At 33.7% G+C, this 20,772-nt stretch carries 15 protein-coding genes, 1 pseudogene and 1 CRISPR repeat array (1 of these 17 only partly in view); of the genes and pseudogenes, 8 read left to right on the top strand and 8 right to left on the bottom strand.

Annotated features, from left to right (window positions below; all coding sequences use genetic code 11):
- Positions 1 to 1,457: direct repeats of the CRISPR family, unit length 36 nt; unit sequence GTTTCAATCCTCTAACCGAGGCTTTTGCGTTGATAC (it extends 244 nt beyond the left edge of the window).
- 307 nt (positions 1,458 to 1,764) lie between these two features.
- A pseudogene (locus GX497_10910) lies at positions 1,765 to 3,127 on the top strand (transposase).
- Positions 3,128 to 3,234: 107 nt separating this feature from the next.
- Here GX497_10910 and cas4 read toward each other — a convergent pair.
- The 3 genes from cas4 to cas1 are packed head-to-tail and all read right to left on the bottom strand — an operon-like array spanning position 3,235 to position 5,197.
- Positions 3,235 to 3,888: a CRISPR-associated protein Cas4 gene (cas4, locus tag GX497_10915; protein HHY73707.1), complete on the bottom strand. Its 654-nt coding sequence runs from the start codon at positions 3,886 to 3,888 to the stop codon at positions 3,235 to 3,237.
- 20 nt (positions 3,889 to 3,908) lie between these two features.
- Positions 3,909 to 4,175: a CRISPR-associated endonuclease Cas2 gene (gene cas2, locus GX497_10920; protein ID HHY73708.1), complete on the bottom strand. Its 267-nt coding sequence runs from the start codon at positions 4,173 to 4,175 to the stop codon at positions 3,909 to 3,911.
- A gap of 2 nt (positions 4,176 to 4,177) precedes the next feature.
- Positions 4,178 to 5,197 (bottom strand): CRISPR-associated endonuclease Cas1, encoded by a 1,020-nt coding sequence (gene cas1, locus GX497_10925; GenBank protein ID HHY73709.1) that lies wholly within the window; start codon positions 5,195 to 5,197, stop codon positions 4,178 to 4,180.
- A gap of 166 nt (positions 5,198 to 5,363) precedes the next feature.
- Here cas1 and GX497_10930 point away from each other — a divergent pair, with 166 nt between their 5' ends.
- The gene (locus GX497_10930; GenBank protein HHY73710.1) at positions 5,364 to 5,636 is read left to right on the top strand and encodes a hypothetical protein; all 273 of its coding nucleotides are present in this window, start codon (positions 5,364 to 5,366) and stop codon (positions 5,634 to 5,636) included.
- Between the two features lie 106 nt (positions 5,637 to 5,742).
- On the opposite strand, the gene GX497_10935 is transcribed toward GX497_10930, so the two are convergent.
- The 5 genes from GX497_10935 to cas3 are packed head-to-tail and all read right to left on the bottom strand — an operon-like array spanning position 5,743 to position 12,444.
- Positions 5,743 to 6,747: a CRISPR system precrRNA processing endoribonuclease RAMP protein Cas6 gene (locus tag GX497_10935; GenBank protein ID HHY73711.1), complete on the bottom strand. Its 1,005-nt coding sequence runs from the start codon at positions 6,745 to 6,747 to the stop codon at positions 5,743 to 5,745.
- A gap of 12 nt (positions 6,748 to 6,759) precedes the next feature.
- Positions 6,760 to 7,464 (bottom strand): type I-A CRISPR-associated protein Cas5, encoded by a 705-nt coding sequence (locus tag GX497_10940; protein ID HHY73712.1) that lies wholly within the window; start codon positions 7,462 to 7,464, stop codon positions 6,760 to 6,762.
- An 11-nt stretch (positions 7,465 to 7,475) separates the two neighbouring features.
- The gene (locus GX497_10945; protein ID HHY73713.1) at positions 7,476 to 8,411 is read right to left on the bottom strand and encodes a DevR family CRISPR-associated autoregulator; all 936 of its coding nucleotides are present in this window, start codon (positions 8,409 to 8,411) and stop codon (positions 7,476 to 7,478) included.
- On the bottom strand, positions 8,408 to 10,105 hold the full coding sequence (locus GX497_10950; GenBank protein ID HHY73714.1) for a hypothetical protein: 1,698 nt from the start codon (positions 10,103 to 10,105) through the stop codon (positions 8,408 to 8,410). Before GX497_10950 ends, GX497_10945 begins: the two co-directional genes overlap by 4 nt.
- A gap of 11 nt (positions 10,106 to 10,116) precedes the next feature.
- Positions 10,117 to 12,444, bottom strand: a complete 2,328-nt coding sequence (cas3, locus tag GX497_10955) for a CRISPR-associated helicase Cas3' (GenBank protein ID HHY73715.1) — start codon at positions 12,442 to 12,444, stop codon at positions 10,117 to 10,119.
- A 580-nt stretch (positions 12,445 to 13,024) separates the two neighbouring features.
- Here cas3 and GX497_10960 point away from each other — a divergent pair.
- From GX497_10960 to GX497_10985, 6 genes are all read left to right on the top strand, one after another.
- Positions 13,025 to 14,242, top strand: a complete 1,218-nt coding sequence (locus tag GX497_10960) for a hypothetical protein (GenBank protein HHY73716.1) — start codon at positions 13,025 to 13,027, stop codon at positions 14,240 to 14,242.
- Positions 14,235 to 14,894, top strand: coding sequence for a hypothetical protein (locus tag GX497_10965; GenBank protein ID HHY73717.1), 660 nt, complete (start codon positions 14,235 to 14,237; stop codon positions 14,892 to 14,894). Before GX497_10960 ends, GX497_10965 begins: the two co-directional genes overlap by 8 nt.
- Positions 14,872 to 17,748: an AAA family ATPase gene (locus tag GX497_10970; GenBank protein HHY73718.1), complete on the top strand. Its 2,877-nt coding sequence runs from the start codon at positions 14,872 to 14,874 to the stop codon at positions 17,746 to 17,748. The genes GX497_10965 and GX497_10970 overlap by 23 nt, the downstream gene beginning before the upstream one ends.
- Complete coding sequence (locus GX497_10975) at positions 17,708 to 19,192, top strand: hypothetical protein (protein ID HHY73719.1); 1,485 nt, start codon at positions 17,708 to 17,710, stop codon at positions 19,190 to 19,192. Before GX497_10970 ends, GX497_10975 begins: the two co-directional genes overlap by 41 nt.
- 346 nt (positions 19,193 to 19,538) lie before the next feature.
- Positions 19,539 to 19,790 carry a hypothetical protein gene (locus GX497_10980; GenBank protein ID HHY73720.1) on the top strand — a complete coding sequence of 84 codons (252 nt, stop codon included), beginning with the start codon at positions 19,539 to 19,541 and terminating at the stop codon, positions 19,788 to 19,790.
- A 180-nt stretch (positions 19,791 to 19,970) separates the two neighbouring features.
- A complete protein-coding gene (locus GX497_10985; GenBank protein ID HHY73721.1) occupies positions 19,971 to 20,753 on the top strand; it encodes a YhfC family intramembrane metalloprotease in 783 nt (260 codons plus the stop codon).
- Positions 20,754 to 20,772: the final 19 nt, after the last annotated feature.

The raw sequence follows: 20,772 nt of genomic DNA on the forward strand, positions 1-20,772 counted from the left end.
TTTGCGTTGATACGAAATCATCTGCTAGACAAGCTTTCCATTTGCCAGAAGTTTCAATCCTCTAACCGAGGCTTTTGCGTTGATACTCCCTCAGATTGTATTTTTAACAACAACGGAACATGTTTCAATCCTCTAACCGAGGCTTTTGCGTTGATACGGTGCTTGAGAAAAATTATTGATGGGGTTTTAGATATCGACTACATCTAACCGAGGCTTTTGCGTTGATACGGTGCTTGAGAATGTCAAAGGGTTATTATCTCACAAGTTTCAATCCTCTAACCGAGGCTTTTGCGTTGATACCTGAGCTTTGATTCCTAAAACATACACTACAATACAGTTTCAATCCTCTAACCGAGGCTTTTGCGTTGATACAATAACGTCGGCAGTAACAGCGATGCAACAAGTTCAGCGTTTCAATCCTCTAACCGAGGCTTTTGCGTTGATACCCCTTCATATCGGCACGTTTGCCATCTTCCATTTTTAGTTTCAATCCTCTAACCGAGGCTTTTGCGTTGATACTTAGTCGTTACACCTTTCTCGATATGAGACTTGGCAGTTTCAATCCTCTAACCGAGGCTTTTGCGTTGATACTGTTACTAGATTAGATATAGCCATAGATGATTTTTAGTTTCAATCCTCTAACCGAGGCTTTTGCGTTGATACAAACAAGCACACCCGAAATGATTGAAATCATTTTTAGTTTCAATCCTCTAACCGAGGCTTTTGCGTTGATACTGCGCCTATACCATATTGAGGATTGGTCTTGGCTTGGTTTCAATCCTCTAACCGAGGCTTTTGCGTTGATACGCAATCCGAATGCTGCAACGATAAACCCGAATGCTAGTTTCAATCCTCTAACCGAGGCTTTTGCGTTGATACAAGAAACATCTCAAAAAAAGGCACCTACTAAAGCTAGTTTCAATCCTCTAACCGAGGCTTTTGCGTTGATACTGTGGTAGAGGCGCCAGAGCCAGAACCTCCGAAACGGTTTCAATCCTCTAACCGAGGCTTTTGCGTTGATACTTTATAGTAAATGGCAATACGTCAGAACTAATTGTGTTTCAATCCTCTAACCGAGGCTTTTGCGTTGATACTTGCAAAAAACTTTATTCCGAATACCTTTTCACTTAAGTTTCAATCCTCTAACCGAGGCTTTTGCGTTGATACAACCTAATGACTTTAATTCTGCCCGTACTTCTTCGGAGTTTCAATCCTCTAACCGAGGCTTTTGCGTTGATACGGGCGGGACCCGGGAGGGTGGGTTCCCTGCGTGTGTAGTTTCAATCCTCTAACCGAGGCTTTTGCGTTGATACATTAGGGGCCTCATTAAATTAGAAGGGAGAATTTAAGTTTCAATCCTCTAACCGAGGCTTTTGCGTTGATACTGAAATTCTTTCATACGTTCAGGATGGCATTGATATGTTTCAATCCTCTAACCGAGGCTTTTGCGTTGATACCGCATTTTCTAATAGCGGCAAAAAGCTTGCGTATCAAAGGTTTCAAGAATCTTACATTATATTAATAATAATTTTATTACGAATATCCTACTTTTGCAATAAATACCTCCTCTCCTTCGAAAACTTCATTTTGTTATTAACTCAACTTTCGCACCAATAAAATAAGTGCCAGTCGTTATATTTATTGTGCTTAAAGTCTATTCAATATATTGCTTGACAACCTTGATAAAAAATGAAATAACACCTCATTCTTTGGTATAGTGAAATTGACGAGAAATCACTACCACATAGAAGAGGTGTCCCCTATATGATAGACCAAAATAGCCAATACAATCAACTACCAAAAGAACTTGATTCTGTTTTTTCTGAGCTTGAAATGAATAAACATCTGCGCCAAGCAGGAATTAAAAAATCCTTTGGTTTCAGTTGTTCTTACTTATTTCAGCTTGTTTTCTGTTTGATTTTCCAACATAAAAATTGGTTTTCCCTTCTTGATTCAAACAAAGCAGATAAATATCCTGCCAAGGATGCTGTGTATCGTTTCCTAAATGAATCAACGTTTAATTGGCGCCGGTTTTTTACTATTTCTAAGCACCGCTGCTATCCAAAAAGTTGATAGCCTTACGGGTAAAAATCGCCCAAAGGTGTTAATTATAGACAATTCCGCTTATGATCGAAATCACAGTAAAAAAGTTGAATTACTTGCACGTTGTTTTGATTATGCTTCGCTTAAAATGCGTTTCTAGAAAGGCTTTCGTATGCTGACTTTAGGCTGGTCTGATGGTTACACATTTATGCCCGTTGATTTTTCTCTACTTAGTTCTATGAAGGCTCAAATCAATGGTATTTCTGAACACATTGACAAACGCACTTGTGGCTATCATCGTCGTAAAGACGCATTAAAATCGGTACCAGAACAGATTCCAACCATGATCAAACGTGCTCTAGCTAGTGAAATAAATGCCGATTATGTTTTAATGGATTATTGGTTTACGTTACCTCCACTTATTAAGGCAATTGTTGAACAAGGCTTAGATGTTATTGGTATGGTTAAGGAAACAAAACAACGTTATCTCGTAAATAGCAAGAAGGTATCTTTAAAACAACTTTACCGCCTAGCTCAACCCATTCAATCAAAGAAAGGAATTCTTCGTTCCATCCATGCCATTATGGCCAGTGGAACACCTATAAAAGTTGTATTCATTCAAAACAGAAACAAGAAAAGTAATTGGCTCGCCATCCTCAGTACTGATTGCACGCTTACTGAACAAGATATAGTTCGGATTTATGGTATGTGTTGGGATATTGAGGTCTTTTTTAAGACGGCCAAATCTCTTTTAAAACTCGAAAAAGAGTTCCAAAGCCGTTCATACGATGCGCTTATTAGTCATACAACTATTGTGTTTGCCCGTTTTATCGTATTATCTTGGCAAAATCGCTGTAATACTAATCAGCGCACAACAGGCGGTCTCTTTTACGAATTATGTGATGAAGTAAATGAACTTGATTGGGCTGTTGCTTTACAGCAGTTAATCGAGCTTCTTCAAGACGCACTAAAACAGACGAATAAAAAAATCAAAAAGTTAATTCAAAGTCAACTTGAGCAGTGGATCACAGGCCTCCCTAGTTATATCAGGGCTTATTTGCCGATTTCACTCTGGGAAAGTTGAGTTATTAAAAAATAAAGATTTATACTTTTAAAATACCCAAAAAATAAAGATTTACCAAAGAAAAAACACTCATTTTTAGCAAATGAATGTTGTCATAAATCTTTTACTTAGATTCTTTCTTCCATATTAAACAAGCGCTTTACTAACTCCAAATTCTTCTCTTTTTGCTCTTCCTGCGATGAAATATCATGATCATTGCAATAACGAATATATTCGCAATCCCAACATCTTTTTCTAGCCCGCGGCTCAGGATAATACTCATCCTTTATTATTTTGTTAATCATTGAAATCATCTTACGGACAAATTCTTTTTGCTCACTAGTAATTTCAATTTTATGAGCTTTTCCCTCTGGAATAATATATATGAATCCCTCTGATACTATGCTGTTAGTCATTTCCTCTAAGCACATAGCATACGCAACCAGTTGATATTTTATATTATTATAAATTCCTCGATCGGTATCTTTACACTCTACAGGAAAATACCGTTGCCCGTTCTCATCTTTCGTATCAATAAGAATATCCAATTTCCCTGTTAATCCCATTTCAAGCGAACGAATAGGATAACCAAAAATTCGTTCTCCTTCTATTAAATTATACTGCTTTAACCCTCTTCTTTTTTCTTTCTTATTCAATTCAGCATGTTGCTCACGGCCATACACCATTTTAAATGTCGGCTTTTTAGGCACTGGTTGAACATAAGTATAGTATATAACACGAGGACAATATACAAACTGCTTCAAATCTGTAATCGTTAGCATCAAAAAATCGACTCCCCTTTTTATACGGTATCCTCCGAATAATGAATATCAATATGAATAACTTTATCTAAACTATCTTGGCTTAACGGAAAAATAATAACACTACTCCTTGAGCTATCCTTTAACAACGATTTTAATCGTCTTTGTAACTCACCCCGTAAATTAGTATTCAATTGACCAAAAAACGCACTATATTGCACTCGTACTAAACCATAATCCTTACACATTTCCGAAGCTTTAGTACGAAGTCGATCTTCCGAAATGTCATATATTAATAAAATATTCATCGCTACCACCTTGAGGTATGCCCTTTAAAACCACTTTCTCTTTTAAAAAAGGACGAAAGCATTCGTGTTTGCTTTTGCATAATTGTTTTTACCATATAATTTTTCCCTTGAAATTCCTCGCGGCTATTTAGTCTTTTATCTATGTATTCTCTTATTGTTGCTAAAGTAGGTCTATTCAAAAATATTTGACCATCTTCTTTTTCCTCAGTCTTAGCCTGATACCCACGAGTTAAAATTGAAATAACAGCCCTGTCTACAACTGCGGGTCTATAAATCTCCATCACATCTAGTACTAGTGATGGTCTTCCTGAACGGTCAACATGAAGAAAACCACCATAAGGTTCCAAACCAGCCCGAATAATCGAAGAAGTTACTCTTGATCTTAATATGGCATATCCATAATCTAACATCATATTTACGGTATCTTTTGAACGCGGTTTTCTTGAAGGAAAATCTACTTTTTCAGCTAAAATCAATCGTACACATTTCCAATATCTTTTAGCCGCTTGTCCTTCATATGCGCTAATAGAAAGACGAATATCATCAATATTTAATGCATACAGCCGTTCTATTGCCTCAATGCTTTTTTTCATTCCTTCTATTTCTTCCTTTAATATCTCAGCCATATCTAGTTCTTTCCGACTTTTCAAAAAATACTTTATTACATTAATTTGATTTTGAATTTTGGCTGAAATGCACTCTTTTACAAAAATAACACCTCGTTCATCGTAATAACTTAACAATTGCTCCCTTCGTGCTTGAACTGATCCATGCAAAGCTGGCGTATAAGCACTAATAAAGGGCTCTTCTTTATAATCTACAAAATGTATTTGTGTTCCGTTTGAAATAAGTTCTTCTAACAATGCGATTGACACAACACCGCATTTACTGGTAATGATGAGGTCCTCTAACTCCTTAATAGCAATTTCTTGAATAACCTTTCCCTCTTTCTTCAAAATTAGACGCTCACTCTTTTTTGATAAATTAACACCATAATCGTCAACAATTAGTTCTTTTAACATTTGTCCTAACCCCACTTTCTGTTTTATTTCTATTAGTCTATTTATTTCCATTATTAGGGGTAATTAGACATTCAAAATGCTTTTTTCGAAAAAATCTTAAGCAATGTATAAATAGTAAAATCGGCTAACAATTCATGTTATACTAAAACACAAAGGAGGGATAACATTGAAAAAGTTAGATGGAAAAGAAGCTGAGGTTTTAAAAGGTTTCATTAATGACGGTATTATGATTTTTGAAATTGAAGGAGATTATTATCAAATTACTCATGTTGACAAAAGCTTTATCCAAAAAAGAAAGGATAGGTTAACAAAAGCTATTTTTCAAAATGAAGAAATTCTTGAACAATTAAGTAATTCAGCTGTTGAAGATGAAGAGCAATATATCGAAACTGAAGAAGAATTTTTGAAGTTTATTGAAGAGGTTGAATATGAGGGGTGAAAAGTATCGTGTTGTTTGGAGTTATAATAATGAATAAAAAGTACCATCAAGATAATACGAATACCTTGACGATACTTGTCCAAGGAAAATTTTATAGTATACTTATCTACTTGCTAAAAATTATTTTAACCCGCCCCAAACCAAAAACTGGATTTTTCCCAATGTTACTCCACTCCGCTAATTGTAACCAAGGTACATATGGGGTAAAGTCTCCTTTATAAACAGCATGTCCAACAATTCCTCCCATTTTCAAACGCTGCTTTTGCCGATTGGAGTACCGCTCCCAACTAGTCCATTCTACATTAGACTCTATACAAGTAATTTCATTTTCAGCACGTTGAAAAAGCTCCTGAAAATCAAAGCCTAGCTTTGGCTCATCGTGATGAAAATACAATAAGGCTGTTATCCGACGAATAGCAGACCGTAATACCATATGAAATTCAGGGGCAGATACAAATTCACCACCATATTTTAAACGAGCAGGGGAGATGAAATGAATATGACAAGTTTGAGCTAGTGAATCTAAATTAATATTTGAGGCTAAAATATCCTCCCCAGTAATGGGGGGGAAATCATTTCTAATCAATCGATCCTCGGCTTGATAGATTGAATTAATCAAATCTCCATGCTTATCAACAGTAAAAACCTGCCTTAGACTAGCTTGTTTTTGCCCCTTGCCAAACCCTTGATTACCCATGGCATTTAACACATATATAAAATAAGGCAAATATTCTATTCCTTTTCCGAACAAAGTAAAACCTAAAGTAAACCGCTCACCTGGGGCATAGTATGTTCTCATATCATTCGGCGGGTCGAGCAAAAACGGTCTCGGAATACTTTCATTATTGACTAACACTTCAGCACCATCTGGGGAAGTTGTTTCAAAAATATAAGCATAGGCACAATAATCGAAATGCTTCGAAGCAAAACCATTTTCATTATGCGAGCACATACAAGCAATTTCACGGAAAATATGGCCAAAACTACCGCGGAAAGTTGCCCCCTTGAAAGGTGGTAGGTCAAGGCCGTCTGGGCCAGCTTCATAAATGGCTGTGAATTTAACTAGTTTTAATTTTGATAGATAATGAATAATATCATAATCAGTTTTCATTAAAAAATACCTCTAATCGATTCTCTCATAATGAGAAAAACCTCTGCTTGATTTTATTAATTTATACGGAACTCCAACCTGTCTAAATATTCTATCCTTTCCCAATGTCACAGATTTTGAACTATAACTATTAATAGACTCAAATTTAGCCTTTTTACCCATATCATCTAAGTGTTGAATCATTAAAGATTTTGGCATATTTATTTTTTTATCTTCGAGAAAAAATGTAAATGTGTCATCTAATAACATTGAATCTTTAACATCCAAAAATTGAACAAAACAACCTCGCTTGCCAAGCTGATTAATATGTATAAGTAATTGTTTTAATTTTTGAACATTATCATTCTCCAATTTCTCAATGTTAATGGCTACATATAGCGAGCCGTTGAATAAAACATACTCTCGCAGTGCAACGGATGAGGTAAATACTTGACTAGGATCCTCCGTTAAAACTTCTTTTCTTGACTCTTTAAGAATCTTTACAAATGCATTTTGAACAGTTGCTTTTTTGGGCGGCTTAAAACGAATATCAAGTTCTTTAATCCATTTAAACTCTACTTCCCCATCTAGACCAATATGATAAGCGACATTAATTAAAGCCATCTTAAATGCAAACATCGTCGGCAATAAATTTGTTTTTCCACCCGAACTTGTTGCTAATGAACTTTTCAAGGAAAATGGAGATGTAAAAGTGTATTCGGCTATTAGCCATTTCATTCCATCACCTTCTAACCCAATTCTTGAATGAGATCAGTTATAAATTGAGTAAATTCAACCTGACTATCAAATTTCTTAGCCTCGATCTTACCCTCATAAATACGATTTAGCTGCCCAACAATGCCTGAGATTTCATCCCGATAGTTACGATTAAGTGCACTAATTGATGGTGCGGGTACTGTGGAATTTGAATAACTAAGAACACCTTCAAAACCTAGAATATGCGGATTTTGAGTATTTCGATGTGCACCTAATGGTTTAATAAACGTAAACATAACACTTTCAAGTAAAGCTTTAGCTCTGTTTATCCTTTCTTCTTCAGTTAATACATATTCCCTAGTAATATCATTAAAACCTATTCTGCTTAATTCTAAATTTACAACAACAGCATATTTCCCTGAACTTGCTGGCCGATAAAAAATATTTTGCCCTAAATTAGCTCCAGATTCATCGCCCGAACCAGCCGCACGATTATTATCAAATTTCACATGGAAATATGATTCTGTTCGAGTAGACTCCGGCGAGCCTACTAACCACCCAAACTCTACGACAGATTTTCTTGATACAGACCTATTGTCCCTTGTAATCATAATTCCTTCTAAATCATCTACTGTACAATACGGTAATAATTGATCAATAATTTTTGTGCTATTTTTTTCTCCATCAAGTCTTTCAAAAAAAGCATCGTCTCTATTGATTCGATTAGCATCAAGCTTTTTACAACCATCACATAAAGATAATTCTTTATCGATTGACACATTTGCTAAATGTTCTGCTTGAATGTGTTTTAACATATCACCACTAATTGCATTTACAACTTGAAGTTCGCCTTCTCCATCTACAATATGAACCATTCTCGTTTGTAATTGATTACCTTCGCCACCCTCATTATTTAAAGCATGCATATCAAGTGTTAACAAACCTGAAATCGTTAAATTATTTATCATTCCTCATTTCCTCCCTCACTTTTTTTAGATTTTCCATCATAACAGGATGCAGCCGCAACTAACATAAGGGCAATTGTTTCATGCCTTTTTGGGAATTGGCCAAATAAGCTAACAAAATCATTAAATGAATCTAATGAAACTAACAACCTTCCCTTGTAGTTTGCTCCTTTTTGTTCCATTTTCCGTGCCGTTTCACGGTTATATTCTGAAATAAAATCATTGATTACACTGATAACTTGATCTTCAAATTTAGCTTTTCTTTTTATTTCTTGAAATAATCCATAGTGAATTTCATACTGTTGTTTCCCCTGTGATTTTCGATATTGTTCATTTACTGTTGCTTCTCGCATTGCTTTCGCAATTTCTTGAAAGCCCTTATTAGTAATGATTTCTTTATACATTTGACCCACTCTTTGACACACTCCCTTCAAAATTTCAAAATTGTGTTGGGCAAAATACTTCTTTCGTTCTTTCTGGTTTAAATAGAGCCCTGCATAGGATGCCAAATATTCGAAAAATTTTTTCCATTCCGAGCTTGATAAAAAGTCTCTGTAAGTATTTAATAATTGCATCTCTTCATTTTTAGTTTCATCCAGCCTTTCCAAAACATTTTTATGATCTTGAGTTACATTCAACCATAAATCAGCATCTTTTTCATTGTTAATAGGAAACCAATCTGGGAAACTAATAAATGAATTGTTGATTAGTACCCTTCCAGAACCTAAACTTTTAAAATAAGCGCCTGATATACCCGAAATAATCGTTTTAGGTGTCATATCCATCATGGAAAATAAAAAATCATTGCTAGTTGTTGCATCAATGAACATCGCTGAATTTTTTACTAAAAACTCAACCATATTAAAAATGACTAAAATATCATTTCTAGCTGATGTATAATCTCTTTGTTTTAAAAAAGATTCATGCATACTTTTTAAACCATCAACTGTCACATTATTAGGAACTAACGTTAAAAATTTCAGGTCATCCTTCATTGGATACGCATTCAATACTAAATTTGAACCAATAAATCGAAGCCATTCCTCAAACCAATCAACTAATTTAGAAGGTATCGAACTAACAGAAATTGACTGTGCTTTTGCTTTGTTAACGCCTTTACCAATAATCGGGTTATATGCTTGAACAGCTGATACAGATGGTTTAAATACCTCTTTATCAATAGCTTGTTGTTCAAGAGAGGAATAAACATTTAATCTTTCAATTATCGTTTGTTTCAAATCACTTTGTGAGACAGATTGAATCTCTTTATATAATTTATTGCTTGTGCCAAGTGCCTGCAAAACCCTTAAACTTTGCATTAACAAGTAAATAGGAGCTGGTGGTAGAGGTGCTTCTTCAGCATCATCACTTAAGTTAACTTTAGATTTTTTTCTCTCCCTTTCAGCCTTATATAATTCTTGTTCTCTATAATATTTAAAATTTTGAACTGGTGCTCCTTCTTCATTTTCTGCAAATTGAATATATTCAAACCCAGGATTTAGCTTTAATTCTCCAATATCCATTTGCTCGTAGTCAATTTCCTCAGGCAAAAAACATTTAAAGTAACCAGACTGCTCTTTAATTTGAATATCATTTCTATAAAAGAGTATGGATAACAGCTTTGCTAGTCCTACAGCCGCCAACGCATCACCATAACTTCCGAATTTTTTTTGAATATAAAATACCGTTTCACCCATTGAATCACCTCCTAGATTTTTTCTTGTTGGGATAATTGATCAGCCAGTCTTAGCCTTCTACTAAAATACCAGTACAATTGCCAACCTAATTTCAGATTCTCTGAAGGAGTTACTGCAAACTTTTCACATCTAGTTGCTCTAGCTGGCCCCTCCTCCGTAATCAAATGCACTTCATCATCAATAAGCCCTTTTAAACTTTTTTCAATTACTTTTGGTGCATCATCTACCATACAATACTCTTCCATCTTTTTAGTGTAAGCTCCATGATGTCTTTTTATGGCTGTATACATTGATAGGATTATTTGTGGGGCAATTTCTTTATCTACTTGTAATTTTTTTATCTGCAATTCTAAAATTGGAAGAACTGCATATGCCCCTTCAGCCGCATGTGGAACTCTTTTATATTCTTTCTCTTTTAGTAAGTGATAAGGGTTTGATGAGTCAAAATCAGTATGTACTAAATACTCTTTCGTTTTATCACCAATAATTTCCTGCTGCCATTTTTGATAAGCTATGACATTTTTATGAATTAGTTTTCCAGCATCATGCAAAGCTCCAACTAATTCAGCTAGTATATTTAGTGATGTTGAACTGCTATTTAATATTTTTTCAAATTGGCTATTTATAACATTATATTTTTCATCAAAACTACGTATTTTTTTCCTAACATCTAAAGCATGTTCCACATACGTTTCCTTTTTATATGAGAATCTTTCTTTTTTCTCAATTTCTGTAATAGTTTCCTTTGAAATAAAATCTCCTTCATCTAAAGAGAAGCCTATTTTTTTACTATAGCTGGCTAATCTAGATGATATTGCAACAAGTAAATGATTATGTATATTTTTTATATCTTCTAATGGTTTCCATTGTACTTCTTTAGAATACTTTCTTTCAGAATCACCAGGAAATTCTAGATAAAAAATGGACTTACTCATGTCTTCAACTTTTCTTAAATAATTTAGCAAAGTACTATAGGGAATTGAAAAGTACTCTGGTTTTTTATACAGATCAAGCTTCCATGGCTCTGGATGAATAATAACTTGAATGTTATCTACATCCCTAATTAAATCTTTAATGGATGAACGATGACCTTCATTTTGTGTCGTTGTAACCATCTCTCGAACTTTACTAAAAGATAAGCTGTTTAATAACTCCTCTTCACGATTTGAGTGAATAGTTTCTACCATTTTTGCTTCCTCAACAGCCGTCATTAATAACGGAGTACTTTCTTTTAAATAAACACTAGTTTTATTTACTAAATCTTGATTATATGGCAAAGGATTTTCTATTTTATGAACAAATACCTTACCGATGAATTCTCCATATCTTTCACATCTGCCTATTCTTTGAATAAGTGCATTTGCAGGACATAGTTCAGAAATTAAAACGGAGGCTGAGATATCCAATCCGACCTCTACAACTTGATTTGCTATTACAATTATTTCTTTGTTTGAGCTACGTTTTAGAGCATCCTTTATTTCGAGCTCTAAAGTCTCCCTATCTTCTTTAAGAAATCGAGCATGTAGGCAAATTATTTCTACGTTGCATTTCCCTTCTTTTAACTTTACTACCAATTCATTGTATAACTCTTGAACTTTCTTAACAGTGTTCACAACAACTAATGTTCGATCTTTATGTTGCTGTAAAATTACCTCAGCATTTATTAGCCGTTCATCCCAATTAACTTCCCTTTTCCTTACTGCATTCATAGATGTTTGTAAATGAACGATTTCCTGGCCTGGTACAACTTGATACTTACCTTTAATTTTACTAGAGATAGCACTTAGATATTTTTCTGTTGCTGTTGCAGTCATCATACAAGTTCGAACAAAAGGAGATAGAAATGCTATCATATCTATATAGGTTGCTAACGATTTATCTACATCAAGTAAATGGAACTCATCTAAAACAATATAAGATCCTAAAAAAGCACCAGGTGCGATGTTACTGGCATTTCTAGATGTTCCATAAGAAAGGCCAAGATAGGCTGCTAATATTTGATCAATGGTTGTAACAATGACGTCTCCCTCAAAGTATGGGTCCTCATTTTGTCCACCCATTTGAACAGTTACTTTCAAATCTCTTTTTTCCAATATAGGTTTTATTGTATTTGCTATGGCTGTTACTAAAGTTCGTTGCGGCAATACATAAAACATACGATCCGCAAACTGTATATTATTTTCTTTTGCATAAACAAATGGAACAACGCTCATCCATGTCTTTCCAGAGCCTGTCGGGGCTGTAATTAATTGTTTTTCATTATCTAAGATTTCATTAATAGCTCGTAGCTGGAATGGATAAGGATAATGACCAGTTATTTGTTTAAATAAAGATTCCATCTAACTCCTCCTTTTCTTAATCCCCTAAAACGGGGCAAAAAACATTGATATTCAAAAAGAATTAATTACTTTTTCAATTCTCAAGATGAGTATTACACAATCAAAATGGCAATAATTAAGTTTAGAAAGAAGAGATTTAACCTCTTCTTTCTGGAGTGTTCTTCCTGCGCTAAGATAAAAAACTATCTTAGCGCCTTTTTTTGTTTTGTTTTGGACTCCCTCGATGATAATCAAACTTAAAGGAAAAATCTAAAGCAATATTTCCCCCATTATTATTTTGTTTCATCTAATTCACCTCCTACACGATTAGTTATATCCTTAATCTATATATAAAATACATACTATTATAAATTAATTATTTACTGGGTAATTAATTGGATTTAAAGTGTTTATTAAGTATTTGTTTCATGAAAATTAGCTTTGTAATAATTCCAGATTCAATCACTTGAAACTAAAAACACATTACTTCTAAATTATACCTCTTTTTTATAAAGGCGTTTCTACCTTTCTAAAAATTCCATGTATAAAACCCCTCACTCTAGTAAACCCTAATAACAGCTTTCACGGAGGTGATTTTCTATTGGAAGTACAACAAATTAATAAAATCCCAGAAATCGAATATACGAAAGGCTTTTCGTATTTATTTCATCTATTAAGTCACTTGACAAGTTCTAAAAGCATGTTTGAACACAAGATTCATTTAATTATGGAATTATCACGAAGTTCTACTAGTTCAACATTTTCAAAGGTAGATATTGAGTCCATGCTTCCGCAGTATCCTTCCCGAGACCTTGAATCTATTGTTCAAAGCATGATTGATGGCGGCTGGCTTAAGCGGGAAGAAGGAACAGTAAGCTACCAATTTACTAAACCTGGGCTATTGATTACACGTTTTCTGCCATTTTTATATCAAGGAGATCAATTGGATGATCAAGCCTTTCAATCAGCTTTGAAAGAAATGATGAATGCCGCTGAAAAAATGAACTTAAGTCTTACATCACTTGAATTCATGAGAGACCAAGCCATTCATTCCGTACAGAGAAATATTGAAGAAATAAAAGGAGCTTTAATTTCAAAAAACGAGGAAAAAATCTATGAAGCTAGACAGAAGCTTGATACATTCCTTGAAAATATTGATGATTTCTTAAAAAGATTTAAGCAAATTAATGATTTCAAACGGCTAAATAATATGACTATCACAGAGAGTGACAAAAAACCAATAGAATTCTTACTCTCACTTGAATTAAAAATTAATGAGTTACTTGATTACCGTCGCCAATCATTACTTAATTCGATATCCATTGGCAATGGAATTTTCACTAAAAAAGATATCGACCGCTTTATTTATCAATCTTCTTTTAAAGATTTATCTATATTTTTAAATGACATAATATATATGCCATCGCAAACACAATGGATTGATGAAGATGAGCTTATGGATTCCTTAGACCAATTTTTATCCAACCTAAAACCATTAAATTCAAAAAGAAGAATTAGCAAGCGAGTATTTGGTTCTCATGAGGAGCCAAAAATGTTTTCTCAATCTTATTTGGATAAAACAAACATAGTTTTGCAGAAGATATTCCTAGGTCAAGAGGAAATTTCATTAGAGCAGTATTTACTCCAATTCGATAACAAAGTTGATATATTTATGCATTTTGCAGCTTTATGTTTTTTAGATTCAAAAAAATTATCAATATATCAACTGCAAACAACAAAAAAAGCAAAAACAGTTGAGAATAGACTACTTACAACAGTCTCTATTGCATCAATTAGGAGGAGAGATTCAAGTGAATAATTTTTATGATATAACACCAGAAGAAGTGTGCGCTGTATTAACAATCCAACCCGTACCGAAACATATTTTACCACAACTTGATTATGACGACCTTTTGAGACAAAAAGTGATTCATTCACTTAGTGAAACAGGCTATGAATTTATTGATGATTCTCTGGCAGGTTACTATGATGCTAGATTGAAAAAAGAAATTCGTTCAACAAGGCCTATCATGGATCAAAAATTGAGCGGTAACCAACTTAATGTCAGCCATAAAGCAGTTATTGTAATTTTATGGTGTCTTTTAGTTTTACCACGTATTGACCCTATGATTCGGAAAGAATTAAGGAAGCCTTTGACGGTTGCCGAAGATCAATTATATGAAAATTTCAAACAACATATCGGTGCAAAGAAAAATCTTAAAAGGATTATAACAATACTCCGCAAGCAACAATTTCTTGAATATTCTTCAAAAATGAAAGCTTATATAGCTGGTCCAAGGTTATTTACAGCTATTGATTCAAACATTATGTATGAACGGGTCAAAACTCATATGATTCACTTTTTAGTAACTGAACAAGAAAAACAGCGAACTGCATTAAACACAAGCTTCCAAAATTATGCCCTAGCGCTTAAGGAGGATGAAGCAAATGAGCAGTATAAAAATGCCTAAAAAATACTTGCCATTAAAATTGAAAAGCATTGAAACAGAAGGTTTTTCGTATTTTCCACGTCAGGAAATATTAATACACGATATGATTACGATGTTAAACGGAGAAAATGGCGCAGGAAAAACGACATTATTAAACATGTTTCGTGTCCTTTTTGGAGCTAGAAAATTTGATAATGGACACACTCTAAAAACATTTTTTGAGCGTGATAGTATTCATGAAATTTATATAGTGGGCAAGTTTTCTAATACTGTCAATCATGGGCGTCGTCCTTTTCAAGAAATCGGTAAATGGGAGGACGATGTAACAATCGTTTGTCATCTCGTTAATGAAAAACCATTCATCAGAGAATATTTAATCTTTGACGGTGTTTTTGATTTGGAGACACATCTAAACGAAAAGCTGAATTGGCTTGACATAGGACAATACTTACACCAAATGAGTGAGGTTGGTATGCCGCGGTCTCTTTCCAATGCATTTAGCTTGTCACAAGGAAAAACTGAAAAAATACTTGAGTCATCAGAAGAAGAACTTGCTCAATACATTCTACAAATTTGCGGTGAACAAGAAAGAATCGAGCAATTTAATAAAATAAAAATTGACTTAAAGGAACAAAAAGAACAGTTTCATAGACTATGTCTTCAAAAACAACAAGAAGAAATGACCATGAATACCCTCTTGAAAAAAATTTCACGATTAAAAGAAATCAAACAGCATGAAGAAACAAAAAATATACTATCATTTAATCAACCATTGAGCTTACTTAAAACGCTAAATGAAGAGCTGAATGTAATCAATGATCAACTAGAACAACTAGAGAAAAACATAGCATCTTTGGAACAAAAAATATTTCGAAAACAGCAACAATACGATGAAATAGAACAGAGCAAGAAAGATATCCTAATACAATTACAAAATATCAATATGGAAATTGAACAGCTTCAAGCTGAAATTACGCCTATTCACATCAATCTTAATGAAATAAATAATAGCATTGGAGAAATGGAAGAATTTATTTCAAAATACGAAAAAATTGAAGTTAAAGATCTTTTCCTGTTAAAAGAAAAGAGAGACCAAATTAATATTCAACACAGAAAACAAATTACTGCAGTAACAAATGTTGCAAATGAACTTGAAATAATCAAAACTAGCATCTCACAAATTGAAAAGAATAAAAATGTAATCTATCCACCAGCCGTTCAAAAAATCACCAAATTATTAGAATCTCAAAAAATCCAATTTTTATTATTGGCAGAATATATAGAGATATCTGATCACGAGTGGAGAGGCACTGTAGAAGCATTATTAGGCAATGAACGATTTACCATTGTAGTTGATCCAAAACAGATAGTCAAAGTAATGAAAATGGCCCAGCAAATTGAATATCCATTTTGGATTTCACCTCATTTTCAGTCTGTACTACATATTGATAAGCAGTCTATCTTATCAAAAATAACGGTACTAGACGATCGCATTTCTGGCTATTTAAATAAATATTCTAAATATAAAATGGCAGCAACTATAGATGAAGCTTGGAAATGGTCAAATGATGGTCACAGCAGCATCTTAAATAAACCATATCCATATCTCGTTACTAATAGAGGCGGTAAATCAATTAAAGCAAATAATTTATACTGTGGAAAAAAAGCTTATGAAGCACAACTACATGAACTTTACGCCCAGCTTACCAAACTTGATACTACTTTTGTGAGCTTAAAAAAAGAGGAAGAAACTCTCGAAAACAACATGCAAGAAATAAACATGCAAATTAATGATCAAGAAAATCGCTTACTTCTTCCCGAAAAACAAGCAACCTTCCTAGAGCTATTAACAAATAAGGAAAAACATAAACGGGAATTATTGGAATTGAATCAAAAGGCTTCACAGAAAAAAGAACACCAACAAACCTTAATTATTGATTCACAAGAAATATTTGCGGCAATAGCAAAACTAAAAGAACAGTTGGTACAAAATAAAAATAATTTAGCAGACATGTCGGATAAAAAAGATGAACTAAATACCAAAAAGGAAAACAAAATAAAGGTTATAAACCAAAACCAACAACAGTTAACAAAGGAGCAACAAGAAATGTTGCACGATGAAGACTATTGTAGAGCATTATTTCCATATGAATATTACAAAATCGAATTAGAAAAAATTAATTCTTTAATACAACAATTATTTTCATTAGGAGAGCCAATTGAGCCTGAGATTGAAAATATTCTTATATTAGAAGAAGAATACAGAGCTCGTGCAGTTTTGCTCCAAAACAACTTAAACGAAATCACTAACAGCGAAGTGCAGCTCGAAAAACTTCAAATAAAACATTCTGAAGCACGAGAAGAATATATGTTGATGGTACAAGAGGCTTTTAAAAATGTAAAATTGTCACTTGAAAATATGGCTAAAGAAGGAAACATTCAGGCAAGTATTAATTTTTTCCCTTACGGTGAAGAAAGATGGCGAGCTGATTACAAAATTGGCTTCCATGGTAAGAAACCTATGAGTTACCGCTCAAATTCCAAACTAAGTGGCGGACAAAAGGTAGTAGCTTCGTTATTACTAACGTTAGCGACAATAAAAGCAGACGGTATTCTAAGTTTTATGATACTAGATGAACCATTTGCACATCTTGACCAACAAAATATGGAACTAGTTGGAACCTTCCTGAAAAACACAAATGCCCAATACATTATAGCAATGCCATATTCCGAAAATTTAAAGGTCGCCTATCCATTTGTTAACATGTCAATACAGCTAAAACCGAAAGAACCGAATGAAGAGGTTGCACCTTCTATTACCTACGGAGTGATTAATGATGAATATATCAAGCAAAATGCATATTTCAAACCATAAACATAGCTATTCATATACAATCATATGGGGGCCATTTCTAAAAAGAGATGGTTCCTATATTCGTGAAAAATTTAATGTTAAACGTTGTAATGAGTGTAACTATGAAAAAAGATTATTTACTGGTGATTGGGAAACATTTGGTCTAAAGTCCTTCAACAATTCTTTATCCGATTTCTTCAAGGATAAGCACGAAAAAATAGCAAAAAAAATACTAGTGGACTTACTTAAATCTAATAATAATAAAAGGTGGAGTAGCTGGAAAACTAGTTTATTGAAAACATTTAATTATGAATCCATTTACCATACAATAACTACACTAAATGAACTAGGAATATTAATCATTCGCTATCGAAAAAATAATACACGGATTGAGCACCATGATATAATACACCTTTATTATAACGAGGAATACACAAGAGAAATTAAAACCTTTATTAATGTTGCTGAACCTGTATTGCCATTTTGGGCAAAAGACCCATTTCCAAAAATTAAAATGGTCCCAACAAAACCCGAAAGTATCCAAATATATAAAATTCTTACTACACAGAAACATTTATATGAATCTGATAATATTGCTGTATTAGAAAATGATGCCGGACAAAAAATAGTTAGTTCAATTGATTCAGGTCTCGCTTACTTCAGATTAATTAAGTGCCTATATGGCCTCATTGATTTAATTGAAAAAAGCAAAACAGAAAGTGTAAAAACATTTTCCCAACAAATCTTTTCAGATACAAAAGTTCTAACAAAAAACGATATTAAAAAGTTGAAAAACCTTCTTGGTGATACTATTGTTTCCTCTATATTAAGAAGTAATTTTGAAGAAATACTCGTTTCTGCAAATTTTTTGTGGGAATTTTGCGGAAACATCGGAAATAGCAATGCCTTCAAAGAGTATATTCCCATACCAAGAGAAATGATTTACGACATTGCATTACTCTCATGGAATGCACCCCATTTATTAATCGTCGAAAATCAAGAGCTATTTTATAATATAGTAAAAGAACAATTGTTAAATCGAAACGATTGGGGTGTATTACTTAGCTATGGTTTTCTGTCATCTGGCGAGGAAATGATGATAGCAAGGGCTAGCAAATACCAACTCAGAAATATTTTTATTTGGCCAGACCTAGACCCTTATGGGTTTGAAATTGCAAAAAATATCGCAGATAAATTTGCTCCGTATTCTAATCTAAGAATATTCTTGTATGGTTTTCTTGAAAACGACTTCGAAAGTCTTCCTGTTCATAAAAAGATGGCTCCTCTTGATATTCAAAAAGTAGATCAACTACTTAAAATGAAGCTAGACCCTCAAATCCATAGAACTCTTTTGAAAATGAAAGACACTAGACTCAAAGGCGAGCAGGAAATCATGATAAAATCTATTAATAAGGGTACTTTCGAAAATTGCATATTGAAAACATCTATACCATTATATGTATGAACAATAGCGTCGCTCGTATTAAATATACGGAGGAGCTCGACACACTGCTTTCTATTTTTAGCATGTTGAATGAAATATCCATGGAAACTAAAGGATAGCTTGATTGACTTCAGAAATTGTTTGGCAATACCCAGTAAAACCATCACGACTAATAACTTTAGTGAACAATGACTCTAATGCTATTTAGTAACTGTTTCTGGAGTCGATTAAGCAAAAAACAATTTATTTTGCGATAAAAGAAAAACCTCAAATATTTCTTACCTCCCCCCCAAAAACAAATTCAAAATATTTCAAAAGAAGGCGAACGCTTATCCATGTGAGTACCGCGAAGAGAATGACAAGGAAGATGGCCACTAGAGGATTTAAAGTTGTAAATACTTGCAAGTTTGCTACAGCATTTGCTGCTACTCCGAAAATGGGCATAACAATTGCAGACAGGCCTGAAATTATAATGAAAAATAATAAAAATGGAAAAACTAGCAGATGTAACTACCACTTGAGTAAAGCTACTATGTTTAAAGCCATTTTTGTTATAATTTTGCTTATATATAAACGCATTTTTACTCCTCCATCTTATAAAAAGGTGGTGGAGCTTTAAGTAATAGACAAACCACCTTTATTGTAACCTTCCTCATTATGAATGAAGTTGGATTAATAAATAAGTGAAAAAAGGTCTTAATTTAATAGGAACTTCGTCATGATTCTGCCATGAAATTCCTTTGTCTGGGTAATTACTATCATTTTTGATAATAATATATTTTTAAGGAGGCCTTTTCATATGATAACGCAAATACAAATGGCTGGTATGGTTACACAGCTTCTAATTTCATTATTATTTCCAATTATCATTCTTATTTTTCTTATTCGGAAAAAGTCTTTGTCGTGGAAATCACTCTTGATTGGAGTTCTAATTTTTATTGTCTTTTCGCAAGTATTAGAGAAGATTCTCCATATTGCTGTAATTGATCCCGCTGGGCCTTCGCTAAAATGGACTGATAGTACGGTTGCATTCGTTGCTTATGGAGCATTGGCGGCAGGTGTTTTTGAAGAGATTGGGCGATATGTTGGCTTTAAATTTTTGCTTAAGAAAAATCGTTCATATAATGATGGGTTGTCATTTGGGTTAGGGCACGGCGGCATTGAGGCAATATTGATTGGGGTCATCGGCGGGGTTACTGCACTTATTTTTGCAAATCTCATTAACACAGGAATGTTTGACCAGACGATTGGTGCTGCAATGCCTGCTGACCAGCTTGCTTTAATTAAAAATCAATACTTGAATACAGGCTTTGGCATATATGTAGTTGGTGGATTAGAGAGAGTTCCAGCTATTTTGATTCATATTGCCCTTTCGCTTGTTGTGTTATTAGCTGTTCGAGAAAGTAAATTTGTATACTTTTTATATGCGATTGGGTTGCACGCATTAATGGATGTTGCACCCGCGATGTATCAAGCTGGTGTACTGAAATCTATTTGGACTACTGAATTAATCATCGCATTGTTTGGAGTTGCAGCGCTTATTTTTATCTTTAGGGCAAAAAAACTGTTTATGAACGATTAATAAAGCATTTTTTATCATT

Source organism: Bacillus sp. (in: firmicutes), from assembly GCA_012842745.1.
Lineage (GTDB): Bacteria > Bacillota > Bacilli > Bacillales > Bacillaceae_J > Schinkia.

Coding starts and splice junctions, on each gene's coding strand:
- cas3 (HHY73715.1), bottom strand. CDS start 12,444: ATGGAATCTTTATTTAAACAAATAACTGGTCATTATCCTTATCCATTC.
- GX497_10940 (HHY73712.1), bottom strand. CDS start 7,464: ATGAAATGGCTAATAGCCGAATACACTTTTACATCTCCATTTTCCTTG.
- GX497_10935 (HHY73711.1), bottom strand. CDS start 6,747: ATGAAAACTGATTATGATATTATTCATTATCTATCAAAATTAAAACTA.
- GX497_10980 (HHY73720.1), top strand. CDS start 19,539: ATGGCCACTAGAGGATTTAAAGTTGTAAATACTTGCAAGTTTGCTACA.
- GX497_10985 (HHY73721.1), top strand. CDS start 19,971: ATGATAACGCAAATACAAATGGCTGGTATGGTTACACAGCTTCTAATT.
- GX497_10970 (HHY73718.1), top strand. CDS start 14,872: ATGAGCAGTATAAAAATGCCTAAAAAATACTTGCCATTAAAATTGAAA.
- cas2 (HHY73708.1), bottom strand. CDS start 4,175: ATGAATATTTTATTAATATATGACATTTCGGAAGATCGACTTCGTACT.
- GX497_10950 (HHY73714.1), bottom strand. CDS start 10,105: ATGGGTGAAACGGTATTTTATATTCAAAAAAAATTCGGAAGTTATGGT.
- GX497_10975 (HHY73719.1), top strand. CDS start 17,708: ATGATGAATATATCAAGCAAAATGCATATTTCAAACCATAAACATAGC.
- GX497_10945 (HHY73713.1), bottom strand. CDS start 8,411: ATGATAAATAATTTAACGATTTCAGGTTTGTTAACACTTGATATGCAT.
- cas1 (HHY73709.1), bottom strand. CDS start 5,197: ATGTTAAAAGAACTAATTGTTGACGATTATGGTGTTAATTTATCAAAA.
- cas4 (HHY73707.1), bottom strand. CDS start 3,888: ATGCTAACGATTACAGATTTGAAGCAGTTTGTATATTGTCCTCGTGTT.